At 39.8% G+C, this 25,749-nt stretch carries 23 protein-coding genes; 11 read left to right on the forward strand and 12 right to left on the reverse strand.

Annotated elements, in window-relative coordinates:
• Window positions 1-135 precede the first annotated feature (135 nt).
• Together mrcB and ACLCEG_RS06980 are read left to right on the forward strand one after the other, a co-directional pair.
• Complete coding sequence (mrcB, locus tag ACLCEG_RS06975) at window positions 136-2,532, forward strand: penicillin-binding protein 1B (protein WP_410566807.1); 2,397 nt, start codon at window positions 136-138, stop codon at window positions 2,530-2,532.
• Window positions 2,533-2,552: 20 nt separating this feature from the next.
• Window positions 2,553-3,104 carry a tetratricopeptide repeat protein gene (locus ACLCEG_RS06980; RefSeq protein WP_019457130.1) on the forward strand — a complete coding sequence of 184 codons (552 nt, stop codon included), beginning with the start codon at window positions 2,553-2,555 and terminating at the stop codon, window positions 3,102-3,104.
• Window positions 3,105-3,153: 49 nt separating this feature from the next.
• On the opposite strand, the gene ACLCEG_RS06985 is transcribed toward ACLCEG_RS06980, so the two are convergent.
• Window positions 3,154-4,056 carry an NUDIX domain-containing protein gene (locus ACLCEG_RS06985; protein WP_410566809.1) on the reverse strand — a complete coding sequence of 301 codons (903 nt, stop codon included), beginning with the start codon at window positions 4,054-4,056 and terminating at the stop codon, window positions 3,154-3,156.
• 136 nt (window positions 4,057-4,192) lie between these two features.
• Between ACLCEG_RS06985 and hemP the strand changes: the two genes are divergently transcribed.
• The gene (gene hemP / locus ACLCEG_RS06990) at window positions 4,193-4,363 is read left to right on the forward strand and encodes a hemin uptake protein HemP (protein WP_000993415.1); all 171 of its coding nucleotides are present in this window, start codon (window positions 4,193-4,195) and stop codon (window positions 4,361-4,363) included.
• 65 nt (window positions 4,364-4,428) lie between these two features.
• Here hemP and ACLCEG_RS06995 read toward each other — a convergent pair whose 3' ends face one another.
• From ACLCEG_RS06995 to ACLCEG_RS07010, 4 genes are all read right to left on the reverse strand, one after another.
• Window positions 4,429-5,787 carry a sensor histidine kinase gene (locus tag ACLCEG_RS06995; protein WP_410566811.1) on the reverse strand — a complete coding sequence of 453 codons (1,359 nt, stop codon included), beginning with the start codon at window positions 5,785-5,787 and terminating at the stop codon, window positions 4,429-4,431.
• On the reverse strand, window positions 5,784-6,446 hold the full coding sequence (locus ACLCEG_RS07000) for a response regulator transcription factor (RefSeq protein ID WP_410566813.1): 663 nt from the start codon (window positions 6,444-6,446) through the stop codon (window positions 5,784-5,786). Before ACLCEG_RS07000 ends, ACLCEG_RS06995 begins: the two co-directional genes overlap by 4 nt.
• Window positions 6,447-6,550: 104 nt before the next feature.
• Window positions 6,551-6,901 carry a NirD/YgiW/YdeI family stress tolerance protein gene (locus tag ACLCEG_RS07005; RefSeq protein WP_004700511.1) on the reverse strand — a complete coding sequence of 117 codons (351 nt, stop codon included), beginning with the start codon at window positions 6,899-6,901 and terminating at the stop codon, window positions 6,551-6,553.
• A gap of 75 nt (window positions 6,902-6,976) precedes the next feature.
• Entirely contained in the window at window positions 6,977-8,734 is a 1,758-nt protein-coding gene (locus tag ACLCEG_RS07010) for a GspE/PulE family protein (RefSeq protein WP_019457134.1), read from the reverse strand.
• Window positions 8,735-9,022: 288 nt separating this feature from the next.
• Here ACLCEG_RS07010 and ACLCEG_RS07015 point away from each other — a divergent pair, with 288 nt between their 5' ends.
• On the forward strand, window positions 9,023-10,291 hold the full coding sequence (locus ACLCEG_RS07015; RefSeq protein WP_191028972.1) for an MgtC/SapB family protein: 1,269 nt from the start codon (window positions 9,023-9,025) through the stop codon (window positions 10,289-10,291).
• 10 nt (window positions 10,292-10,301) lie between these two features.
• Here the strand turns inward: ACLCEG_RS07015 and tsaA are convergent, their stop codons facing one another.
• A complete protein-coding gene (gene tsaA / locus ACLCEG_RS07020; RefSeq protein WP_410567285.1) occupies window positions 10,302-11,030 on the reverse strand; it encodes a tRNA (N6-threonylcarbamoyladenosine(37)-N6)-methyltransferase TrmO in 729 nt (242 codons plus the stop codon).
• A 104-nt stretch (window positions 11,031-11,134) separates the two neighbouring features.
• On the opposite strand from tsaA, the gene ACLCEG_RS07025 reads away from it, so the two are divergent.
• Window positions 11,135-11,914 carry a ferredoxin--NADP reductase gene (locus ACLCEG_RS07025; RefSeq protein WP_002118187.1) on the forward strand — a complete coding sequence of 260 codons (780 nt, stop codon included), beginning with the start codon at window positions 11,135-11,137 and terminating at the stop codon, window positions 11,912-11,914.
• A 53-nt stretch (window positions 11,915-11,967) separates the two neighbouring features.
• Here the strand turns inward: ACLCEG_RS07025 and ACLCEG_RS07030 are convergent, their stop codons facing one another.
• Window positions 11,968-12,837, reverse strand: a complete 870-nt coding sequence (locus ACLCEG_RS07030; protein WP_410566815.1) for a PhzF family phenazine biosynthesis protein — start codon at window positions 12,835-12,837, stop codon at window positions 11,968-11,970.
• Window positions 12,838-13,068: 231 nt separating this feature from the next.
• Here ACLCEG_RS07030 and ACLCEG_RS07035 point away from each other — a divergent pair, with 231 nt between their 5' ends.
• The 4 genes from ACLCEG_RS07035 to abeS all read left to right on the forward strand — a co-directional run bounded on the left by ACLCEG_RS07035 (window position 13,069) and on the right by abeS (window position 16,794).
• A complete protein-coding gene (locus ACLCEG_RS07035; RefSeq protein WP_410567287.1) occupies window positions 13,069-14,535 on the forward strand; it encodes a PLP-dependent aminotransferase family protein in 1,467 nt (488 codons plus the stop codon).
• A 56-nt stretch (window positions 14,536-14,591) separates the two neighbouring features.
• Window positions 14,592-15,962, forward strand: a complete 1,371-nt coding sequence (gene yegQ / locus ACLCEG_RS07040) for a tRNA 5-hydroxyuridine modification protein YegQ (RefSeq protein ID WP_410566817.1) — start codon at window positions 14,592-14,594, stop codon at window positions 15,960-15,962.
• A 2-nt stretch (window positions 15,963-15,964) separates the two neighbouring features.
• Window positions 15,965-16,216 (forward strand): YfhL family 4Fe-4S dicluster ferredoxin, encoded by a 252-nt coding sequence (locus tag ACLCEG_RS07045; protein ID WP_068933474.1) that lies wholly within the window; start codon window positions 15,965-15,967, stop codon window positions 16,214-16,216.
• 248 nt (window positions 16,217-16,464) lie between these two features.
• On the forward strand, window positions 16,465-16,794 hold the full coding sequence (gene abeS, locus ACLCEG_RS07050; protein ID WP_410566819.1) for a multidrug efflux SMR transporter AbeS: 330 nt from the start codon (window positions 16,465-16,467) through the stop codon (window positions 16,792-16,794).
• Window positions 16,795-16,867: 73 nt separating this feature from the next.
• On the opposite strand, the gene ACLCEG_RS07055 is transcribed toward abeS, so the two are convergent.
• The 5 genes from ACLCEG_RS07055 to ACLCEG_RS07075 all read right to left on the reverse strand — a co-directional run bounded on the left by ACLCEG_RS07055 (window position 16,868) and on the right by ACLCEG_RS07075 (window position 21,134).
• Window positions 16,868-17,644 (reverse strand): ABC transporter ATP-binding protein, encoded by a 777-nt coding sequence (locus ACLCEG_RS07055; RefSeq protein ID WP_013197223.1) that lies wholly within the window; start codon window positions 17,642-17,644, stop codon window positions 16,868-16,870.
• A gap of 9 nt (window positions 17,645-17,653) precedes the next feature.
• The gene (locus ACLCEG_RS07060; RefSeq protein ID WP_039250900.1) at window positions 17,654-18,367 is read right to left on the reverse strand and encodes an ABC transporter permease; all 714 of its coding nucleotides are present in this window, start codon (window positions 18,365-18,367) and stop codon (window positions 17,654-17,656) included.
• On the reverse strand, window positions 18,364-19,053 hold the full coding sequence (locus ACLCEG_RS07065; RefSeq protein ID WP_004700487.1) for an ABC transporter permease: 690 nt from the start codon (window positions 19,051-19,053) through the stop codon (window positions 18,364-18,366). Before ACLCEG_RS07065 ends, ACLCEG_RS07060 begins: the two co-directional genes overlap by 4 nt.
• Window positions 19,054-19,144: 91 nt before the next feature.
• Entirely contained in the window at window positions 19,145-19,930 is a 786-nt protein-coding gene (locus ACLCEG_RS07070; protein WP_019457144.1) for an ABC transporter substrate-binding protein, read from the reverse strand.
• A gap of 175 nt (window positions 19,931-20,105) precedes the next feature.
• Window positions 20,106-21,134 (reverse strand): LysR family transcriptional regulator, encoded by a 1,029-nt coding sequence (locus tag ACLCEG_RS07075; RefSeq protein ID WP_019457145.1) that lies wholly within the window; start codon window positions 21,132-21,134, stop codon window positions 20,106-20,108.
• 197 nt (window positions 21,135-21,331) lie between these two features.
• Between ACLCEG_RS07075 and adeF the strand changes: the two genes are divergently transcribed.
• The gene (gene adeF, locus ACLCEG_RS07080) at window positions 21,332-22,552 is read left to right on the forward strand and encodes a multidrug efflux RND transporter periplasmic adaptor subunit AdeF (RefSeq protein ID WP_410566822.1); all 1,221 of its coding nucleotides are present in this window, start codon (window positions 21,332-21,334) and stop codon (window positions 22,550-22,552) included.
• 6 nt (window positions 22,553-22,558) lie between these two features.
• Window positions 22,559-25,738, forward strand: a complete 3,180-nt coding sequence (gene adeG, locus ACLCEG_RS07085; protein ID WP_410566824.1) for a multidrug efflux RND transporter permease subunit AdeG — start codon at window positions 22,559-22,561, stop codon at window positions 25,736-25,738.
• The last annotated feature ends 11 nt before the right edge of the window (window positions 25,739-25,749 follow it).

Genomic DNA, 25,749 nt, shown 5'->3' on the forward strand with positions numbered 1-25,749 from the left:
TAATTTAAAAAAACATAACAACAAGATGCAGTAAAATTCAATCTAAGTTTTCAATTTATTCACAGTTTTATCATTGCAAATTGATGACAAGCTATCGCATCATTAGCGTATTGTTTAGAGTTTTATCTCATTTATATGAAGTTTGAACGTGGTATCGGTTTCTTCGCGCTAATTTTTTCAATTTTGGTGATTGGTGCTTTTATTGCTCTTAGTATCTATCTGATTCGTTTAGATAATATTATTCGTGAAAAATTTGAAGGGCAGCGCTGGGACATTCCGGCCAAAGTGTTTGCTCGGCCTTTGGAAATTTATAATAATGCACCCATTACCCAAGCAAATTTCACTCAAGAATTAAAATTATTAGGTTACAAAACTTCAAGTAATTATGACAAGTCAGGAACCTTTGTTGCTCAAGGTAGCAACATGTATGTGCATACACGTAGTTTCGACTACGGTGATAGCGTAGAACCTGAACAGGTTTTAGAGCTCAGCTTTGCAAACGATCAGGTTGCAGATGTACGTAGTACAAAACCATCATCAACAGGTGTGGCCCGTTTAGAACCTTTACTCATTGGGGGCATTTATACCCAGCATAATGAAGACCGTGTCCTGATTAAACTTAATAGTGTTCCTAAACCACTGATTGAAGCTTTAATTTCTACCGAAGACCGTAACTTCTATCACCACCACGGTATCTCAATTCGTGGTACAGCACGTGCTTTGGTGAGTAATGTCACTGGAGGACGCCGCCAAGGTGGTTCAACACTCACACAACAGTTAGTTAAAAACTTCTATTTAACACCTGAACGCACCTTAAAACGTAAAGTAAATGAAGCACTAATGGCTTTACTTATTGAGTTGCATTACAGCAAAGATGAAATTTTAGAAGCTTATTTAAACGAAGTAAATTTAGGTCAAAATGGTAACTATTCAATCAATGGTTATGGCTTAGCTTCACAATTTTACTTTGGTTTGCCACTTCGTGAACTCAATGTCGCACAACAAGCTTATTTAGTCGGTTTAGTTCAAGGGCCATCGTTATATAACCCTTGGAAAAACCCTGAAGGAGCAAAAAATCGTCGCGATACAGTGCTCAATAACATGCGTGTAATGGGTTATTTAACTCAAGCAGAATATGAAACTGAAATTGCACGTCCTTTAGGTATTCTAAGTAAACCAAGCCTAGGCCCTGCAAAATTCCCTGACTTTTTAGATATTGTACGTCGTCAGTTACGTACCGAATATCAAGAAAGTGATTTAACAAATCAAGGACTACGTATTTTTACGACCTTGGACCCAATTGCTCAAACTCAAGTTCAAGATGCATTTAAAGCATCTGTAGAACGTCTTAGTCAAAGCAACCCTGCTCGTTTGAAAAACTTGCAAGGTGCTGTGCTCATTGCACATCCAGAAAACGGCGAATTGATTGCAGCTGTCGGCTCGACTCAAGACTTTACTGGATTCAACCGTACTCTAGACGCAAAACGTCAAGTCGGTTCCCTATTGAAGCCAGTGATTTATTTAAGCGCAATGGAGTCTGGACGTTATAACTGGGCAAGCAAGATCGAAGATGCACCAATTAGCATTCCTGTAGATGGTGGTAAAAGCTGGACACCGAAAAATTATAGTGGCGGTGGTCATGGCGTCGTAAGTTTAAGTGAAGCCTTAGCAAATTCTTATAACCTTTCTGCTGTGCGTTTAGGTCAAGAATTTGGGTTATCTACATTTACCAACAACTTAAAGAAATTTGGTGTCGAATCACCAATTCCAGCCTACCCTTCTATTTTCCTTGGTGCAGTTAATATGTCACCAATGGAAGTACTCGGTATCTATGAAAATTTTGCTACCGGTGGTTTTAAATATCCAACTCGTGCAATTCGTTCTGTAGTAGATGCCAAGGGTCGTTTACTTGATCGTTATGGTTTAAACGTACAACAAACAATTGATCCATCTGTTGGCTATATCATGAACTATGGTCTACAACAGGTTATGTCTTCAGGTACTGGTCGTGCAGCTTATAACAGCTTATCACCTACTTTAAAATTGGCTGGTAAATCAGGTACGACCAACGATACACGTGATTCATGGTTCGCTGGATATTCTGGTAACCATGTTGCTGTAGTCTGGTTAGGTCTAGATGACAATAAAGTAACTGGCTTAACTGGTTCATCTGGAGCATTACCTGTGTGGATTAATGTGATGAAACAGTTACGTCAAACCCCAGTAAATCTACGTCAACCAGACACTGTACAGTGGCAATGGATTGATCATGCAACAGGTGATTTGTCTGCACAGGCTTGTGCTGGCGCAATGTATATTCCTATGCTGACGCATACAGTGCCACATCGTGCTACGCCATGTGCAGCACCTTATTATCAAGTTGATCCAACATACGCACCACAAAGTGATAACACAGCACCAGCATCTCAACCGGATAATAGCGATAGCTATATTCGTGATAGTGAAAGTCAGATGGAACAAGATCTGTCGAATAACACACGAGTGATTTCTAGTGGTAGTTATAACAACTAAGTGTTAACAGGAAACAGGATATGTTAAAGAAGGGTGTTTTTTATATTGGTGCTGTACTTATGGTCGGCTGTACAACTTTACCAGATCATTCAGTCCCAAAAGAGAAAACACCACCTGTTGCCGAAAAAAAGAGTACTGAGACACCATCTGGTGTAAAAATTACACCTTATGATCATCCAGATATTCAACGTAAAAGTTTACAGGTGATTGTTCCTCAGCAGAAAAAGCCCCAACGCTTTAATGATGATGGAAGCCAATTACCTGCTTTTAAAACGTTAATGCAAAAAACTGAGCAAGCTTACAAAAACCAGCAATGGTCGGAGGCTGAACGCTACGCCCTTCAAGCGCAGCGTTTAGCACCACAGGCCGCCGAGACTTATTTATTTTTAGCACTCAGTGCAAATCATAAACAGCAATATGCTAATGCTGAGTCTCTTGCAAGACGTGGTTTGAGCTTTGCTCAGAGCCAAGCGATGAAAAAACAGCTTTGGCTAACCATTTTAAAAGCTGGGCAACAACGCAATAACCAAAAAACTATTCAAGAAGCTCAGCAAGCATTAAAAGCGCTCTAGCTTTTAATGCTTTTAATGCTTTTAATGCTTTTAATGCTTTTATATCTTATTAAAAATTACGAATACCTGCCAAGCCATACGCACCGTGTTGCTGTGCTGTGGCTAAATCATCAGGACTCATCCCCCCCAAAGCAAATACGGGAATCTGGCATTTGTCAATTAAGTCAGCAAAACGATCCCACCCTAATGCTCTCGCTTCTGGGTGAGTTTCAGTTACTTTGACAGGACTTACAAAAACAGCATCACAGCCGATTTGCTGCGCCTGTTGTAAAGAAACTGCATCGTGGCAAGCTGCAATAAAACGCACTCCCACCTCTAAATCACCTTTATGCAAACTCATTAATTGGGACTGTTTAAGATGAACTGTTTTTATGTGGCTTTTTAACTCAGGTTTTAGTTTGCGCCAAATATCGATATTTATGATTAATTTTGAAAGCTGCTCTGTATTTAACAGCACTAATTTTTCTATATCTTCTGGATTAAAACTATCTTTTTCACTACGCCAATACACTAAAGTGTCCTCATTTTCGGCTAGTGCGAGCGTAGAATTAATTTTAATGAAATGCGGCCAATACAATCTTTTTATGATGTCTTTATTGGCTTTTGGGAAGTTTAATTTAACTAGCTGATCACGCGTATACCATGTCCAAGGTTGATGAATAAGATTTAATAATTCATCAGGTACATAGCTATGGAACAAATGAAGATTGACAATAATGTCGTCATATTCATGGTGAATATAATCAAATTGATGCCATTCTTTTAAACCAATACCGACTTCTTCATAAATTTCACGGCGGCAGGCTTCTTCTGGTATTTCACCATGCTCAACCTTTCCTCCTGGAAACTCATGCTTACCACCTTGATGCTGCTGCTCCCCACGCCATCCAACTAATATTTTCCCACGATGAATTAAGATAGCTATTGCGACATCGACGATCGGTTTAGGCATTTTTCTACTCACTCAAGTTTTTCACAAGTGTAAGCAAATTTTATCAATTTATAAATTCTTTAAAATCTCATTGACAGATCTATTCGATAATGATTATCATTTAAATCGTTCAAGAATATACCACGGAGCACAACAAATGAACGCACCTTTTAGCTTATTTACTCGTAACACTGACTCAGCTCATGCCTTACCAATGCTGCATTCTAACAACCTATTTGCATTAGGTCGTGAAATTCGAATTATGCATGCTGGCGAGGAATATCGTTTACGCCTTACACGCAATAACCGTCTCATTTTAACTAAATAAGAACGATCCTCGCGTTTCAATAATATTCGTGGGAAAACAAAAAATGGATAGCATGGGCAACCATGCTATTTTTGTATTTCCTGATTAAAAGGCATTATCACTTCAACTTTTAAACCACCTTGGCTTGCATGCATAAATTGTAGTTCTCCACTATGGAGTTGAATAATTTTTTTAGTAATTGAGAGCCCTAGTCCTGACCCTTGCTGCTGCGTACCTAATACCCGAAAAAAACGCTGTCCTAGACGTCTTAAAACTTCATCATCTACGCCATTTCCAGTGTCTTCTATAGAAATTTTCAGTTGTTGCTGGGACTGACTCAGTTCAACATGAATAAATCCTAAAGTAGGACTATAGCGAATCGCGTTATCAAATAGATTTCGAAAAGCAATAAAGAGTAACTCTTCATTCGCAAATACTTTGGTTTGATTTGACAAAATATTGGTCTCAATCATCATTTGTTTGGCTTGCGCATCAATATTTACGGTTTCTATGACTCGAGCCAATATATGGTTTAAATCAATCACACTCTTAAACAGATCTGGCTGTTCTGTTTCATTAGGCTCTAAACGAGCAAGTAGTAGTAAATTTTCAAGAATCTTTGTACTTCTTGAAACGTCTTGTTGGATGCGTTCAAAGTCTTGGTCAAGCTCTGGAACATGCTGGTATTTACGCTGTAAAACTTGAAGCCGCATTTGTATTGCTGATAAAGGTGAACGTAACTCATGTGAGGCATCTGCGGTAAAGCGTTGTTCAGCAATAAGCGCCCGTTGGAGTCTTGCAAGTAACTGATTTAAAGCATCTATGACTGGTTGAATTTCTGTAATGACATCCGGGTCTTGAATTGGTTCTAAATTTGATGCAGTTTTTTGAGCAATACGTTTAGAAAGTAGATTTAAAGCCGCCAATTGTTGTTCTGTACGCCAGCTTACAATCACCCATTGTAATAGCCAGAACATAACCATAAGACCGCTATATCCAGCGAGTGCTTTGAGTACCTCTTCAACACGTGTACTCATGGGCTGAAAGACTTCAACTTGCAGCTCTGAATCTTTTTGCTGTGTGGCCAGACTACGCCATAATTGACCATCAAACCAAAAGTATGAAAACCCTTTGGATAAATTACCCTGCTCAAAAAGCTCATGTTGATAAGTATGAGAATGAGTAAGCAATTGACCAGAGTTTAATAATTCATACTGAATATCAAATTCATCACTAAGCTCATCAAACTGCTTCATAGGATGGTTAGAAAGATCAGAAACCAACAAAGTATCTGAAATTTCATCCATAATTTGATCTTGCACGGACATGTTGTGGTAAATCGAGAATATAGTCAGCAAACCTAAAGCCAACAGCCCTACCACTATACTGCTCCACATGGTGGTCTTAACCAGTTGAGACTGTAAAGATGAACGGTTCAATTTCATTTTAAATCTCCCATACGGTAGCCTAGTCCCCGTATGGTTTTAATGCTGCTACTGCCGATTTTTTTTCGAAGCTGGTAAATAAAAACTTCTATTGCATTACTTTCAATCTCGTCACCCCATGCATAGAGCGCTTCTTCTAACTGATCACGCGTAATAATATGTTCAGGATGAACCATGAGCTTACGTAAGATTTGGAACTCTTTTGCTGTTAAATCAATAGAGATTCCAGCCAATAATACAACTTTCGCTTGAGTATCAAGATGTAAATTTCCCCACGTTAAAATCGATTGCTGACTCAAAGTTTGTTTGCGCAATTGAGCTCGGATACGGGCAGATAACTCTTCTAAGCTAAAAGGTTTAACCAAGTAGTCATTAGCACCTAAATCTAGCCCCTCTACTCGGTCATGAATGCTGTCACGCGCTGTAATAAAAATGACTGGTACATTTTTTTGTTTATAACGTATTGTTGTTAAGACTTTTTCACCCGCCAATTCAGGCAAACCTCGATCAAGTAGAATACAGTCATAGTCATGCTGTTCAATCGCAGTAAGCGCGTAATCACCTCTTTCAACCCAGTCGACTTGATAGCCATCTAACTCTAACCAAGATTGAATACTTTCCGCTTGAGAGCGATCATCTTCTGCAAGCAAAATTCTCATCTATTTATCCTGTTATCTTCTGACTTGATCTTGCCAAGCATTTATTAAAAAAGCAAAGCCGCATCATTCGTGCGGCTATAAATGGTATAAGCAAAGTCCAATGCTTAAAATTGGACTTGCTCTACATCAATTTCTACATGTTTTGAGGGTTTAAAATCTATATCTACTTCACCAACCAGACCAATATTAGTCGTTGGAGAAATAGGATGACCCTGCCAAAGTTCATCATCTACATTAATAATGATAGTGCCTGTTTTATCTCGAAACTGATATTTCTCATCGCCTATAGACTTCACCACTTGCCCATGTAATTTTACAGGCGTATTGTCTTTTGCCTTTAATGCTTGCTTAACAGTAGTGACCGTTGCAGGTATCGCTGCTGCCTGACTCGTAGATAGATGTGCTATGGCTATACCAGTAATAGCTGTCATCAAGATCACTTTAAATGTTTTCATAAAATCACCTATTTGATTACATCTTGGAATGACATCAGTAAAACAAGCATAAATGAGGTGAATCTTAAGAAAAATTTAATTTAAAGGCACAACACGTAATACCTCTTCCAAAGTAGTAAGCCCTTCAATGACTTTATGCGCCCCAGCAATTCGCAAAGGCTCCACACTTTCTTTTTTAGTTTGGCTTCTTAGTTCATTTAATGTTGCGTGACTACCAATCAGATGCTTAAGCTCAAGACTAACAGGCATAAATTCATAAATACCGACTCGGCCTTTATAGCCTGTATGACGGCATTGTTCACACCCTACTGCTTGATAAACTTTTTCTGGCATTTCCATAATGTAGTCAAATGTTAGGTGTTGCCATTCATCTTCATTAATATGAGTCTGTTGCTTACAGTGCGGACAAAGCTGTCGCACTAAACGCTGTGCCAATACACCTAAAATAGTCGCTGCTGTTAAAAAGGGTTGCACACCTAAATCGTGTAAACGGGTCAAACTAGACGGTGCATCATTGGTATGTAAAGTTGATAATACCAAGTGACCTGTGAGTGCCGCCTGAATAGCCATATTTGCAGTGTCTTGGTCACGAATTTCCCCAATCATAATAATGTCGGGGTCTTGACGCATTAAAGCACGCACGCCATCGGCAAAACCTAGATCAATTGCATTATTGACCTGCATTTGGTTAAAACTAGGCTCTAGCATTTCAATCGGGTCTTCAATGGTACAGACATTGACTTGATCGGTTGCGAGTTGCTTTAAAGAAGAATATAGCGTTGTGGTTTTACCAGAACCTGTTGGACCAGTAACCAAAATAATGCCGTGACTATTTTGTGTAATGCGCTGCCATTGTTGCAGCAATGACTGATCAAAACCCAGTTGCTGAAAAGAGCGTACCAATACATCTGGGTCAAAAATACGCATAACCAGTTTTTCACCAAATGCAGTCGGCAAAGTTGATAACCGTAATTCGGTTTCTTGTCCTTTCGGTGTGCGTGTTTTTAATCGACCATCTTGCGGTTTACGCTTTTCCGCTACATTTAACCGCCCTAAAATTTTAATTCGGGAAATCACGGCGGTCAGTGTATTTGAAGGCATGTTATAAATGGTGTGTAAAACACCATCAATACGAAACCGAACTTTACCATTGTCTTTGCGTGGTTCCATGTGAATATCACTGGCGCTTTGTTCAAATGCAAACTGTAAAATCCAGTCGACCAATTTCACAATGTGTTGATCATTGGCATCAGGGTTTTGGCTATCACCAAGCTGTAAAAGTGCTTCTACTCCCTTGTTATCACGGTCATGCGCAGCATCTTTTTGAGCTGAATTTACTGCACGGCTAACCTGATAATACTCTCGCAAATAACGTTGCAACTGTTCGGGATTAAGCAATACCCGTTCAATTTTTTTCGGTGCCAAACTGCGTTCCAGATTATTTAACCAATCTATTTTAAAAGGCTGGTCGGTACCAATCACAATTCGGTCCGCATGGACTTCTACAGCTAAAATGTGGTTTCGAATCGCAAACTCTTGTGACATGACTTGAGTTAAAGCGCTGACATCTGCCTTTAAAGGATCAATCACAAATAATGGTAATTGCGCCCGATCGGCAAACCATTGGCACAGGCGGTTTAAACTTAAATGTGCCTGTACGTGGTGTTGATCTTTTAAATTAAAATGGGCAATCCACTGTAATGGATGCCATTTCAATTGATCTTTTTGTCTATTTGTCGTTTGTACCAGTAATTTATCACGCTCAGTAATACGGCCTTCTTGTAATAGTTGTTCTAGGCACCAATGTGCGTCTATTTCTACATGTGCATTCATGTGTTATCCCCAATATATTTTTATAATATAGCAGAGATGTTTTAGATTTAACTGGTATGAAAATTTCCAAATTCAGCTTTTAAATACCTTTTAACTTCAATTAATTAAACCAATTCTCAACTTATTATTGTTTTGTGGCATAGATCATATTTATAAAGATATTTATTGTGATAGTTTGATTAAAAAAGAGACTAGGCTCAATACAATAAAAAGCATACACTGCATATGAATACATGATTTAAATATGATTAACACCTGTATATAACAATAAACCAAAGAGGAAGTATTATGAATCTTCCAATGACAATGTCATTACAAACTGCATCTTTTGAAGAATTTATCACCATTATTGCAGCGGCATTGGGCTGCGGGTTATTAATTGGTTTGGAACGTGAAAGAAGCAAGCTCAAACATGAATACAAAACGTTTGCAGGTTTTCGATCTTTTGCAATTAGCTCCCTACTTGGTGCAATCTGCTTTTTATTTGGTACTGAAATTGGAATTGTAGGCGCTCTACTTATTGGCGCAATCAGCATAGTCTCCCTTAAAAACCAGCCGAATGACCCAGGTGTTACTACAGAACTCGCTTTTATTATGACTTATTTTATAGGAGCGCTTTGTATCTGGAATATTTCGTTAGCTGCGGGTCTCGCAGTCATCATGACGATTATTTTATTAGCAAAACAATCCATGCATGGTATTGCCAGTCAGTGGATTACCGAATCAGAATTACGTGATGGGATTTTTTTACTGGCATTACTTTTAATTGCCTTACCCTTAGTTCCCAATAAACCATTTTGGGGACCTGTTTTAAACCCACATGTGATTTTAAAATTACTGACTTTGATTTTATTTGTGCAAGCGCTCGCACATATTGCAAAACGGCTTTTGTCATCGAAAAATGCTCTATTACTTTCTTCTTTAGCATCTGGTTTTGTATCGAGTACAGCGACTATTGCAACTCTAGGTTTAGAAGTTCGTTCTGGTCGTGCGAACGCCACCACAAATGCTGGTGCTGCATTGATGTCGTGTGTTTCTACACTCATTCAGACCTTAATTATTGTGATTGGAATTAGCTTAGCATGGTTCAAAGTCATTATATTTCCAATGCTGATTGCATTGGTTTTTTTAGCGGTGTGGGCTTTTATTTTATTGCGTAAGGCGGAACCAAGTACGACTTCAGCCGAATTAGACTCCAGAATGTTCAGCTTAAAAGAAGCCGTGATTATTGCGGGAACACTCACACTTATTCAGATTGGTGTTTATGGCCTAAGTCTATATTTAGGAGATGCAGGCTTAATCGCAGGGACCTTACTTGCCTCTTTATTCGAAATACATGCAGCTATTGCAGCAGTAATTGTACAAGGAGAACCGAATAACGCTCACACATCGCTACTAATCGCTTTTATGAGTGGTTTTGCAGTACATGCAATTGCCAAAAGCATTAATTCGGCTATTTCAGGTGGAATGCGCTATGCCCTTGCTTTTATTCCCGCACAACTCACTCACATGGCGATATTAATTTGTCTGCTCTGGATGAACATACATTGGTTTTGAAATGAGATGTTTAAGCGAGTAAAACATCTTCTACCATATCAACTACTGTAATTACATTATCATTCACTTTAAAATGAATATCAAAATTCGAAAATTTCATTTTATAGACTCGTTCAGGGTCTTCTTGATAGGCAGGCCTTGGGTCTAAAGCTAGAACTTGCTCTAATTCATCCAGATATTGCCCGTTAATTTTTTTATTTTTTAGAAGATTTTGCTGGATATTCACTGCACTTTCCGACCAGATGACTTGCTTTCGTTCTGGTTCAGCTTGTGCATAGCCACTTTGAGCATCAGCAATGGCATCTGAATATTGAATATAAGGTTTAATATCTAAAATTGGCGTGCCATTTAGTAAATCACTGCCCGTAACATACACTCTTAAAGACTTACCGACTTTTTCAACCTTTTTTAAACGTACTACAGATAAACCTACAGGCGCTGGACGATACATACTGCGTGTTGCAAATACACCAATTTTTTCATTACCCCCTAAACGTGGTGGGCGAACCTGAGGTCGAAACTTATTTGCAGTCTCCTGATTTTTATTGTCATGAAACTGCCATATGAGCCAGAGATGAGTAAATTGCTCAATTCCCTCAAAAGCCAATAAGTCATTATAAGGTTCTACCATTTCGATATAAGACTCGATATTGACCAAGTTAGGCTGACGTGGAATACCAAATTTTTCTCGAAAAGGTGAGCACATGTGCCCGACTATTGAGAGGGTGACAGAGTTCATCATCACTTTTTCTTATAAACACAATTAAATATATTCAGTTTATCGGGAATGAAATTAGATTAGAATAGCAATCTGTTTTCTTTTAATCGTGATCGAGACCTTTAATGGCTGCTTTTAACGTTGAACGCATTACTCATGTGCACCACTGGAATGACACCCTTTTCAGTTTTAAAACTACACGCGACACTAGCTTACGTTTTAAAAATGGTCAGTTCGTGATGATCGGACTTGAAGTGAATGGCAAACCGTTAATGCGTGCATATTCGATTGCAAGTGCGAACTACGAAGAAGAGTTAGAATTCTTCTCAATTAAAGTACAAGACGGTCCTTTAACTTCGATTTTGCAAAAAGTACAAGTTGGTGACGAAATTTTAGTTTCTAAAAAACCAACAGGTACATTGGTTCATGATGACCTTTTACCGGGTAAAAACTTGTACCTTTTATCTTCTGGTACTGGTCTTGCTCCATTCTTATCAATTATTCGTGACCCAGAAACTTACGAACGCTTTGAAAAAGTAATCGTTGTTCATGGTACACGCTATATTTCTGAATTAGCTTATCAAGACCTGATTTTGAACGAATTACCAAACCATGAATTCTTTGAAGAATTAGGTATTAAAGACAAACTTGTTTACTACCCTACTGTTACTCGTGAACCTTTCCACACTCAAGGCCGTGTAACAACTGCAATTGAAACTGGCGCTTTATTTGAAAAAATTGGTTTACCACGTTTTAACCGCGAAACTGACCGTGCAATGCTTTGCGGTAGCCCTGCTTTCTTAAAAGATGTTGCTGCATTACTTGACCAACATGGTTTAGTTGAATCACCTCGTATGGGTGAAATGGGCGACTACGTAATTGAACGTGCGTTCGTAGAAAAATAAGCTTTTTCTAAATAAAAAACCGAGGCTAAGTCCTCGGTTTTTTAATATGTCTTTTATAAGGTGATGCTGCCATCAATACAGGTAACAGCGGTTCCACCCACTAAAATTTTATCTTGGTGCAATTCAAGTTGAAGCTGTCCATCTCGGCCTAAAGCCCAACCTTGTGAAGAAAGCACCACATCATTTTGTGCTGGCAAAATTCCGTGGTAACGAATAAATGAAGCTACGCTACCATTCCCACTCCCACAGACTGGGTCCTCATTTATTCCAATTGAAGGGGCAAATGAGCGGACTTCTATATGTTTTTGCTCATCATTATTTTCATAAAAACCATAAACCGTCGCTCCACCAACTTTCATTTCTAAATCATGTTCTTTTAAAGCAGCAAAGTCGGGTTGGCTATCTAAAACAGCCTTAGCGTTTACAGCTTGTAATACAATCCAGCGCGCACCCACATCAACCAATGCTGCATTCCATTGAGTATCAATCTGACATTTTAAAATTTCAGCCAGTTTTTCAGTATGCATTGTGTCAAGTGGAGTAATTTTAGGCTTAGGTAGTTCAAATGAAATATGCTTTGAGTCACTTACGGTCAGAGCCACCAAACCCGCAGCACATTGCTGTACCAGTTTACCATCTTTAGGTGTCACGAGGCCTGCTTCAAGCAAAGCATAGGCAGTACCAATTGTAGGATGTCCAGCAAATGGCAACTCACTTTGCGGAGTAAAAATTCGAACCTGATAATCAGCTTGCGAATCGGTCGCAGGGAGCACAAATGTCGTTTCAGAAAGATTCGTCCAATTCGCAATTTCCTGCATCTGTTCAGATGCTAAGGTACTGGCGTCCATAATGACTGCAACAGGATTACCTTTAAATGCTTGTGAAGTAAAAACATCAACTTGTTTAAATGCAACAACAGACATAGACCACTCCTACTGATTTTTAAAATTAAAAAATATGGTTTTTAAGTCCTTACAATTTTTTGATCTTACTGTTTTATTTTTAATGGTCACAGTATCAGTTAATATGAAAAATAATAGACACAGTTTCTAATTTCAAATTATGAATAAACCGACAAATCTAAAGTAATCACAATATTTGAGTTACATAAAAGATCACTATAAAGTGTATCCATTGCTTTGGCTTTTTAATGAATTGACATGTACAAATATAAAAAAGTGAGTGATGACCTCACTCTGCAAATTCAGAATGGCAGACAGCCTATCGGCTCCCGTTTACCATCAATCCGAGACTGTGCAAATCATTATCAGGTCAGTATTAACACCGTAAAAGAAGCTTATCGTCAGCTTGAAGACCAAGGTTTAATTTCAGTTCGCCCGCAGTCTGGCTACTATGTTTGTCATGCGCCTTCAAACTTACTCGAACTCGAAGAGCGTTATGTCAGTGAAGAAAAAGTATCACTTTCAGGAATTAGCTGTTTTCTCGCACAAATTGTTAAAAAACAGATGGACCCTGACTATATCAATTTAGCCTTAGCTTGCCCTACAGGTGAAAACTTCTATCCAATTGAACGCTTAAAACGCTTAACTGCTCAGGTTTTACGAACGCAGCCAGACATTTTTAAAAACTATACTTTGCCACCCGGCTCTATGCGTTTACGTACACAAATTGCGAGGCGAAGTTTACAACTTGGTATGTTTCTTTCAGCAGATGATATTGTGCTGACTCACGGCACAATGGAGGCTTTGAGTCTTGCGATTATGGCAACCACACAAGCAGGTGACAGCATTGCTCTTGAGATTCCTACTTTTCATAACCTGTACCCGCTTCTTCATAATTTAGGCCGAAAAATCGTAGAAGTGCCGACTTCGCCGCATACAGGTATGTGCCTTGATGCTCTTGAAGAACTGTTAAAATCTAAAAGTGTACAAGCTATATTGACCATTCCAACAGGTCACAATCCTCTCGGTTTTAGCATGCCTGAAACTAACCGTCGTCGCTTGGCAGAGTTAGCTAATCAGTTTCAAGTTCCTGTCATTGAAGATGCGATGTACGCCGAATTACAACTGACAGAACCGCTTTTACCCAACATTAAGGCGTTTGATCAAAATGGATGGGTTTTGGTGTGTGGTAGCTATACAAAAACCGTAGCACCCGACTATCGAATTGGTTGGCTAGAAGCTGGGCGCTTTCGTAATATTGTGCAGCAACTTAAATTTACGACCACTGTTGCTGAACCGGCTTTGCTCACGGAAACTTTAGGACTTTTCTTAGAGAATGGCGGTTATGACCTGCATTTACGTCAGCTCAAAAAACGCTATCAACAGCAAATCGATACCATCAAATCTTATATTTGCCGTTATTTTCCACTCGGTACTCGTGTCAGTCGACCGCAAGCAGGATTTATTTTATGGTTAGAACTACCCGAATCAATAGATACATTAGAACTGTTTCATCAGGCAATCGATGAAAAGATCTTATGTATGCCGGGAATTTTGTGTTCGGCTGATAAACGATTTAGTCATTGTTTACGTATAGCTGCGTGTTTCGAGCTAAATCCTAAAATGTTAAATGCTTTGATGCGCTTAGGAGAGTTAGCAAAAAATATGCTACCCGCACAAAGAGATTTAGATCAAATCCCTACTAATTCAGTAGGTTGAATCAAAAATACAGAGTTAATAAAATAAAACCATATATATTTTATGCCTTTTATTTTATGAAAACTGAACTCCTCTCTCCCGCAGGTTCACTTAAAAACATGCGCTATGCATTTGCCTATGGTGCAGATGCCGTATATGCAGGTCAACCACGTTACAGTTTACGTGTGCGTAATAATGCTTTTGATCATGACAATTTAAAAATTGGGATTGATGAAGCACATGCTTTGGGTAAAAAGTTTTATGTTGTGGTAAATATTCAGCCACATAACAGCAAATTAAAAAACTTTATTCGTGATCTTGAACCGATTGTAGCGATGCAGCCAGATGCGCTCATTATGTCTGATCCGGGCTTAATTATGATGGTGCGTGAACACTTTCCAGATGTGCAAATTCATCTATCTGTTCAAGCCAACGCTATTAATTGGGCCACTGTTAAGTTTTGGAAAGATTACGGTTTAAGCCGAGTCATTTTATCTCGTGAGTTGTCATTAGAAGAAATCGAAGAAATCCAGCAACACGTACCAGATATTGAACTCGAAGTTTTTGTACATGGCGCACTATGCATGGCCTACTCAGGTCGTTGCCTACTTTCTGGATACATGAACAAACGTGATGCCAACCAAGGTGCTTGTACTAATGCTTGTCGTTGGGACTATAAGTTGCATGAAGCCCAAGAAGATGCAAACGGCGATGTGATTCCACTCACTCAGCTCAACACCTTAGAAAAGTCTTGCTGCTCATCTGCACAATCAGAGACAACTTCAGCTCAAACTTTGCTTGTACAACGTAATGATGAAGAAATGTTTGCTGCTGAAGAAGATGAACACGGCACCTATTTTATGAACTCCAAAGATTTACGTGCGGTACAGCATGTAGATCGTTTAACCAAAATGGGCATCGCCTCTCTGAAAATTGAAGGTCGTACTAAATCCTATTTTTACTGTGCGCGTACTGCTCAAATTTATCGAAAAGCCATTGATGATGCATTAGCAGGTAAACCATTTGACCCAAGCTTAATGACTCAGCTCGAAGGGTTGGCAAATCGCGGTTATACCGAAGGTTTTTTAAGACGACATGTGCATAGCGAATATCAAAACTATGCCGATGGTTCATCACACTTTGACTATCAACAATTTTGTGGTGAAGTTTTAGAACGTCACGGTGATTATATTCGCATTGAAGTTAAAAACCGTTTTATGGTTAGCGACTCACTAGAACTCATGACACCTCAAGGCAATATCACCTTTACCTTAACCGAAATGCGCGATTTAAAAGGTAACCCAATTACAGATGCTAAAGGTTCGGGGCATTTTGTTGAAATTCCACTCTTACAAAATGTTGATATCAGTTATGCCCTACTCGTACGCAATTTGCCGCATGCGAAAGAAAGTATTACTGCATCTACATTGGATTATTCAGCGAGTTAAACATGGCACTTTTGATTACGAGTGACTGCATTAACTGTGATATGTGCTTACCGGAATGCCCCAATACAGCTATTTTTGAAGGGAGCAAAGTTTATGAAATTGATCCACTTCGTTGTACCGAGTGTGTAGGCTTTTACGATGCGCCTACGTGTAAGGCGGTTTGCCCTATCGATTGCATAAAACCAGACCCTGCGCATATTGAAAATAAAGAGCAACTTTTAGAGAAATTTAAGGGTCTAAATATACTCAACTAATTTATCTCATTAAAAAGTCTATGGAGGATCAGGCTAAAATTGCTGATCCTCTTGAGTGACTATACAGATCAATAATTAAATAAACGAATAAATAGCTGAGAACAATTGGCTAGTGATAAAATCAATTTATCAGTTCAGTTTGGTTTACTGGTAATTTTGTACCCAAAAAATTGCACAATCGTTAAAACTGGCAAACCATTTCAACATTTCATATAGATTGATTAAAACTCATTCTGGCGCAGTTCCCCATGTCTTATTTTTATTTAGCAATTGCGATTGCTTGTGAAGTTATCGCAACTTCAGCTTTAAAAGCATCTCAAGGTTTTACTGTTCCCATTCCATCCATCGTTACAGTTGTGGGCTATGCGATCGCTTTTTATTTATTGTCCCTGACGCTAAAAACGATCCCAATTGGAATTGCATATGCCATTTGGTCAGGCGCGGGTATTATTTTAATTTCTGCAATTGGCTGGATATTTTACAAACAGCATTTAGATTTGGCGGCCTGTATTGGTCTTACTTTAATGATTGCAGGTATAGTGATTATTAATGTGTTTTCTAAAAATACCCATCTATAAAATATAACAAGAAAGTAACCGAGTATGGTGAAAGTCCTTTTTTGAAAATTTCACCTTACTCGGTATGAACAGCTTATTTTAAACTGCCCGTTAGAAATTGCTTTAAACGTTCACTTTTCGGGTTGTTAAGTACTTCATCAGGATGGCCCTGCTCCTCAATTTTCCCTTGATGCAAGAAGATCACTTGATTAGACACATGACGTGCAAAGCCCATTTCATGTGTCACTACAATCATGGTACGGCCTTCTTCAGCTAAACTCTGCATAACCTTGAGCACTTCACCCACCAACTCCGGATCAAGTGCACTGGTTGGTTCATCAAATAGCATCACTTCCGGTTCCATTGCCAAAGCACGAGCAATCGCTACACGTTGTTGTTGCCCACCAGATAAAAATGCTGGATATTTATTCTCAACACTTTCAGGCAATCCAACTTTGCGTAAATATTTCCGCGCACACTCTTCTGCTTCAGCACGCTTCACCCCCAGCACATGAATTGGCCCTTCAATGACATTTTCAAGCACTGTCATGTGAGACCATAAATTAAAGTGCTGGAACACCATCATGAGCTGAGTACGCATTTTTTGTAGTTGCTTTGGATCAACCACTTTTAAATTGCCTTTTTTATCAAAGACTGTGCGCAATTTTTCACCATTAAGTTTAATGGTGCCATTGCTCGGTTGTTCTAAAAAATTGATACAACGCAGCAAGGTACTTTTACCTGAACCGGATGAACCAATAATACTAATTACATCGCCAGCATTTGCATCAAGTGATATCCCCTTAAGTACTTCATGATCACCAAATGTTTTGTGTAAATCACGAATCACTAGTTTTGCAACGTGTTCCATTTATGTCTCCTAATGATTCGATGGCTTTAAAAATGCCAACCAACGTTTTTCCAACTTACGAAATATCCAAATCAAAATAAATGCCAACACTGCATATAACACCGCAGCAATTCCAAAAGCATTGAAAGTGTCATAAGTTGCGGCATTTACATCACGCGCAATTTTTAAAATGTCGGGAACTGTTGCAGTAAATGCAATGGTTGTCGCGTGCAACATTAAAATGACTTCATTGCCATAAAATGGCAGAGCACGGCGCAACATCGACGGAATGATAATACGTGTGTAGAGTTTCCATTTTGACATACCGAACGCTTGAGCAGCTTCAATCTCACCATGTGGAATAGAACGAATCGCTCCAGCAAAGATTTCAGTCGTATATGCACCAGTATTGAGCGCAAATGCCAAAATGGTGCAATTTATGCCCTCTCGAAAGAATGCATCGAGTGCTTGATGTTCATGGACATAATCAAAGCTATAAATGCCCGAGTAAATAATTAACAATTGGATGTACAGTGGTGTTCCACGAAACACATAAGTAAACAGCCAAACTGGGCCACGCAACCAGATATTTTCTGATACTCGTGCAAGTGATAAAGGCACGGCAAGCACAAACCCAATACCGATTGAAAGCACCAATAACCAAGCAGTCATCGCGACACCGGTCATTTGTAGGCCATCGGTCCAAAGGTATGCCTTCCAATATTGTTGAAGGATTTCAATCATAATTGTCCCTTCCTTACACCAGCAGAATAACGACGTTCAAGCCACATTAAAATCAGATTTGACACGGTGGTAATTGCCAAATAAATCGCAGCAGCGACGATGCTGAAAAAGAACAATTGCATGGTACTTCTACCCGCATCTTGCGTAATTTTTACAATGTCAGTTAGGCCAATAATGGAAACCAGAGCGGTCGCTTTAATCAAAACTTGCCAGTTGTTACCAATACCAGGCAATGCAAAACGCATCATTTGAGGGAATAAAACACGTCGAAAAACCTGCCACGGCGTCATCCCATAGGCCATTGCTGCTTCAATTTGTCCCGTTGGAACCGATTGAAATGCACCACGAAAGGTCTCTGTAAAATATGCACCATAAATGAACGCCAAGGTAATCACACCAGCCACGAATGGGTTGATATCAATCTGATCCATTTGCAGTGCTTCAGTAATTTGGTTTAAACCTAACTGCAAACTATAAAATAACAGCAGCATAATCACTAAGTCAGGCACACTACGGATGAGCGTGGTATAGCCGGTCGCAATATAACGTAAAGCTTTAATATTAGAGAGTTTTGAACTCGCACCAATTAAGCCAATAATGACAGAAAGCAAGAGTGACAACAGCGCAAGCTGTATGGTCATCCATGTTCCGCTGAGAAGGAGTGGCCCATAGCCAGAAAAAGACATGACTCATCTTCTCCTTAAAAACAATATCTAATATTGATGAGATGAGAATATATTTAAAAATGTCGGCACTTAGCCGACATTTTTCACATCATTAGTAAATGCTAAAAGAGAAGTATTTTTTCTCGAGTTTCTTGTATGTTCCATCAGCAATGATTGCAGCCAAAGCTTTGTCAATATTTGCTTTCAAATCTGCATCTTCTTTGCGTAAACCAATAGCCGCACCTACGCCCAATGTTTTCACATCAACCACATTGCCACCAGCAAAAGCGAAGTTTTTGCCTTTCGGTTGTTTTAAGAAAGCGCCATCAACCATGATTGCATCTTGTAACGTTGCATCCAAACGACCAGACATCATATCTTGGTAAATCAAGTCTTGAGTTGGATAAGGAACAACACTCACACCTTTTGGAGCCCAATAGGTTTTAGCATATGTTTCTTGAATTGTGCCCTGTTGTACCCCCACACGCTTACCTTTCAATGAAGTAGGCGTTGGCAATAACGGTGAGCCTTTTTTTGCAACCATACGCGTTGGCGTATTGTAGATTTTGCTACTAAATAAAATTTGTTTCGCACGTTCATCAGTAACAGTCATTGATGAAAGAATGCCATCAAATTTTTTCGCTTTAAGTGCGGGAATCATCCCGTCAAAAGAGTTTTCAACCCAAACACATTTGGCTTTAAGCTTTGCACAAATGGCATTACCTAAATCAACATCAAAACCAGTTAACTTGCCATCTGGTGTTTTATATTCAAATGGAGCATAAGACGACTCAGTACCAAAACGAATCACCTTCCAATCCTTTGCTTGAACATTCGTTGCAACAGCAGCCAAAACTAAGGTTGTTGAAACGAACATTTTTTTCATAAAGCTTGCCATCTTGAAGCTTCTCCTTAAAATCCAAATAAGGTGATAAAAACTTGAGCAATTTCTAAATTACTCTTCTGCCGAAATAATTGCAATTTCTATACCAGTAAATTAAGGATTTATGAATATGTCTAAACAATGGATTGGATTAACTATCTAAATGTTGAAAAATCACTCAAATTTTAAATTAGTTTTTGAGTGTATAGGCTTCTGCCATATTTTCATTTTCAACCAATGTCCGAATGGTATATTCATGGTTATTTTCTTTGGCGCTGGCAAATTCACATTTCGAATCCCATGACATTGAACAACCACTCAACAATGGACAACTTGCAAATAATTCAGCTACCCAGTCTACAAATACACGAACTTTAGGCGATAAATGACGGTTTTGTAGATAAACGACTGATATTGGCATCGGTGCAGGTAACCATTCAGTCAATACCTCTCTAAGCGCACCAGATTCTAAATGTTTTGCCGCCATATAATATGGACATTGAATTAAGCCGAAACCTTGCACTGCCAAATCAATATATGAATCGCTATCATTGACAGAAACACGCCCTTTCACACCAACGCTATGAATCTCGCCATCCACCATAAAATCCCAGTCAATATTGCGTCCAGTACGACTATTAAAATAATGCACCACTTGATGTTTTTGTAAATCTTCAATGGTTTTTGGTTCGCCATGTTCCATCAAATAACGAGGCGCAGCAACAGTGACACACTGAATTGTTCCGATACGACGTGCAACTAAACTTGAATCTTTCAATTGACCAATACGAATAACACAGTCCACTGCATCTTGAACCAAATCGACTGGACGATCACTCATGCCAATCACCAAATCAATATCGGGGTACTTGGCATGAAAATCACAAAGCATTGGAATAAGGATGAGTCGTCCAATTGACGCTTTAACATCAATGCGCAGTCGACCTCGTGGTCCACGTTCAGAATCATGGAAATTCGATTCTACATCTTCTACGTCGGCTAAAATTCGTGCAGTTCTTTCATAATAAACTGCGCCATCTGGTGTCAAACTCAGTTTACGAGTGGTTCGGTTCAATAAACGAACTTGTAAATGTTTTTCTAAACCTTGAATGGTTGTCGTCACAGAAGCACGCGGTAGTCCTAAACTGTCAGCCGCTAAACTGAAACTATTTGTTTCGACAACTTTATTAAATACTTTCATCGCATGAAATAGATCCACACGCACGCTCCTATCAATGCATTTATTTAATCAAACACATCAATTGTTATAAAAATACGAATAGTGTTATCGAATTTAATATATTTATTCGTGATTGACAAACTTTTATGCTCCGTCCATCCCATAAACCCTGTTTCTCCCATATGGACCACAACTAAAAGTCTGAAAACAGGTATCCAAATAACTAGGAGCACCTCATGTCATTTTCCCGCAAACAGTTCGCACTGTCTGCCATCTTTGTCGCCATTTTGGCTACAGGGGGTAGTTTTATGTTTTTACATGAAAATGCCGATGCAAAAGCTGCACCGACCAGTGCCCAACAAGCTGCAACAGTAGATATTTCTAATGTCATCAGCAAAACGATTACCGATTGGCAAGAATATTCCGGTCGTTTAGAAGCGATTGATCAAGTCGATATTCGGCCACAGGTTTCAGGTAAACTCATTTCCGTACACTTCAAAGATGGCAGTCTTGTTAAAAAAGGCGATTTACTTTTTACAATCGACCCACGTCCTTTCCAAGCAGAACTGAATCGTGCTCAAGCTCAACTTGCTTCGGCTGAGGCACAAGTCACTTATACGGGATCTAACCTTTCTCGTATTCAACGTTTAATTCAGAGTAATGCTGTATCACGCCAAGAGCTGGATCTAGCTGAAAATGATGCACGTTCAGCGAATGCCAACCTACAAGCTGCTAGAGCCGCTGTTCAATCTGCCCGCTTAAATCTTGAGTACACTCGTATTACTGCACCAGTCAGCGGCCGAATTTCCCGTGCTGAAGTCACCGTTGGTAATGTGGTGTCTGCAGGTAATGGCGCACAGGTCTTAACAAGCTTGGTGTCTGTATCTCGCCTTTACGCATCTTTCGACGTTGATGAACAAACTTATCTCAAATACATCAGTAATCAGCGTAATTCAGCACAAGTTCCCGTCTATATGGGGCTTGCCAATGAAACAGGTTTCTCTCGTGAAGGAACCATCAACTCCATCGATAACAACCTGAATACGACTTCAGGTACGATTCGCGTTCGCGCAACTTTTGATAATCCTAACGGCGTTTTATTACCAGGCTTATATGCACGAATCCGTTTAGGTGGAGGTCAACCTCGTTCAGCAATTCTGATTAGCCCAACTGCAATTAGTGTCGATCAAGATAAACGTTTTGTTGTGGTCGTCGACGCTAAAAATCAAACTGCTTACCGTGAGGTAAAACTCGGTGCACAACAAGATGGCTTGCAAATCGTAAATAGCGGATTACAAGCGGGTGATCGTATTGTGGTGAATGGTTTACAGCGGATTCGTCCGGGTGACCCTGTTACACCTCATCTTGTACCTATGCCAAACGCACAAATCACTGCGAGCAGCACTACTCCTCAACCTCAGCCAACAGAAAAAACTTCAACTCCGGCAAAAGGTTAATCACATATGAATATCTCTAAATTTTTTATTGATCGGCCGATCTTTGCTGGTGTGTTATCAGTACTGATTTTACTTGCCGGTCTTCTTTCGGTATTTAAATTACCGATTTCAGAATATCCGGAAGTTGTTCCACCCTCCGTGGTAGTACGTGCTCAATATCCGGGTGCAAACCCAAAAGTGATTGCTGAAACTGTTGCTTCTCCGCTTGAAGAATCTATCAACGGTGTAGAAGATATGCTGTATATGCAATCTCAGGCAAACAGTGACGGTAATTTAACCATTACGGTGAACTTTAAGCTCGGTATCGACCCAGATAAAGCACAGCAATTGGTTCAAAACCGTGTATCTCAAGCCCTGCCTCGTTTACCTGAAGACGTACAGCGTTTAGGCGTTACTACTTTAAAAAGCTCACCGACTTTAACCATGGTTGTGCATCTGACCTCACCAGATAATCGCTATGACATGACTTACTTGCGTAACTACGCAGTGCTCAACGTAAAAGACCGTTTGGCACGCTTACAAGGTGTAGGTGAAGTCGGTTTATTTGGTTCTGGTGACTATGCGATGCGTGTGTGGCTCGATCCACAGAAAGTAGCGCAACGTAATCTCACAGCCACTGAAATTGTCAGTGCAATCCGCGAACAAAACATTCAAGTTGCAGCAGGAACCATTGGTGCATCACCAAGTAATTCCCCTTTACAACTTTCGGTAAACGCTCAAGGTCGTTTAACCACTGAGCAAGAATTCGCAGATATCATTTTAAAAACGGCTCCTGATGGCGCGGTTACTCGATTGGGTGATGTTGCACGCATTGAACTTGCAGCTTCACAATATGGCTTGCGTTCATTACTTGATAACAAACAAGCGGTCGCCATTCCAATTTTCCAAGCACCGGGTGCGAATGCTTTGCAAGTTTCGGATCAAGTGCGTAGCACGATGAAAGAACTTTCAAAAGATTTCCCATCTTCAATTAAATACGACATTGTGTACGATCCGACTCAATTCGTACGTGCCAGTATTAAAGCAGTCGTTCATACCTTACTTGAAGCAATTGCACTGGTTGTTGTGGTTGTTATTTTATTTTTACAAACATGGCGTGCATCAATCATTCCATTACTTGCTGTACCAGTTTCAATTATTGGTACATTCGCTCTCATGCTTGCTTTTGGTTACTCGATCAATGCACTTTCGCTATTCGGGATGGTGCTTGCCATCGGGATTGTCGTCGATGACGCGATTGTGGTCGTCGAAAACGTCGAGAGGAATATTGAAGCTGGCCTAAACCCAAGGGAAGCGACGTACCGTGCCATGCGAGAAGTAAGCGGACCGATTATTGCGATTGCTTTAACGCTGGTTGCTGTATTCGTACCTCTTGCCTTTATGACAGGCTTAACAGGGCAATTTTATAAACAATTTGCCATGACTATTGCCATTTCAACGGTTATTTCGGCATTTAACTCACTTACGCTATCTCCTGCCTTAGCAGCCATGTTACTAAAAGGTCATGATGCGAAACCTGATGCATTAACACGCCTTATGAACCGTGTATTTGGACGTTTCTTTGCGCTGTTTAACCGCGTATTTACCCGTGCATCAGACAACTATGGTAAAGGCGTAAGTCGTGTTATCTCCCATAAAGCATCGGCAATGGGTGTCTATGCAGCACTTTTAGGTTTAACCGTTGGTATTTCTTATATTGTTCCGGGCGGCTTTGTTCCCGCTCAAGACAAACAATATTTGATTAGTTTTGCGCAGCTATCAAACGGCGCATCATTAGATCGTACCGAAGCTGTCATTCGTAAAATGAGTGACACCGCACTTAAACAGCCCGGTGTAGAAAGCGCGGTTGCCTTCCCTGGTCTCTCAATTAACGGTTTCACCAATAGCTCAAGTGCCGGTATTGTCTTTGTAACCTTAAAACCATTCGATGAACGTAAGGCCAAAGACTTATCTGCAAATGCTATTGCAGGTGCCTTAAACCAGAAATACTCAGCTATTCAAGATGCTTATATTGCGGTTTTCCCACCACCACCTGTGATGGGCTTAGGGACTATGGGCGGCTTTAAACTTCAACTTGAAGACCGAGGTGCCTTAGGCTATTCAGCCTTGAATGATGCTGCACAAAACTTTATGAAAGCAGCTCAATCAGCTCCTGAGCTTGGTCCAATGTTCTCAAGTTATCAAATTAACGTACCTCAACTCAACGTAGATTTGGATCGTGTAAAAGCCAAACAGCAAGGTGTTGCTGTGACAGATGTTTTCAACACTATGCAGATTTATTTAGGTTCGCAGTATGTTAACGACTTTAACCGCTTTGGACGTGTTTATCAGGTTCGTGCACAAGCCGATGCGCCTTTCCGTGCAAATCCTGAAGATATTTTGCAGCTTAAAACCCGTAATAGTGCCGGACAAATGGTGCCATTATCTTCATTGGTAAATGTAACTCAAACCTATGGCCCTGAAATGGTGGTACGTTATAACGGTTATACCGCAGCAGATATTAATGGCGGTCCTGCACCAGGTTATTCATCTAGCCAAGCAGAAGCTGCTGTTGAACGTATTGCTGCCCAAACTTTGCCGCGTGGTATCAAGTTTGAATGGACAGATTTAACTTACCAAAAAATCTTGGCTGGTAATGCAGGACTTTGGGTATTCCCAATTAGCGTATTGCTCGTGTTCTTAGTTTTAGCCGCTCAATATGAAAGTCTAACCTTACCATTAGCAGTCATATTAATTGTACCGATGGGAATTTTGGCGGCTCTGACAGGTGTTTGGCTCACCAGTGGAGATAACAACATCTTTACTCAAATCGGTTTGATGGTACTGGTCGGGCTGGCCTGTAAAAATGCCATCTTGATTGTTGAATTTGCTCGGGAACTCGAGATGCAAGGTGCAACTGCTTTTAAAGCAGCAGTTGAAGCAAGTCGTCTACGTTTACGTCCAATTTTAATGACCTCTATTGCATTCATTATGGGTGTCGTCCCACTGGTTACTTCAACTGGTGCAGGTTCTGAAATGCGTCATGCTATGGGTGTTGCAGTGTTCTTCGGAATGATCGGGGTAACTTTCTTTGGTTTATTCCTGACCCCTGCCTTTTACGTCCTGATTCGTACATTGAATAGCAAACATAAATTGCATTCGGCAGCAGTTCATGAAGCACCATTAGCCAACCCACACGATCATTAAGGAGGACATTT

The organism is Acinetobacter sp. H1(2024) (assembly GCF_046557555.1).
Taxonomy (GTDB): Bacteria; Pseudomonadota; Gammaproteobacteria; order Pseudomonadales; family Moraxellaceae; genus Acinetobacter; species Acinetobacter seifertii.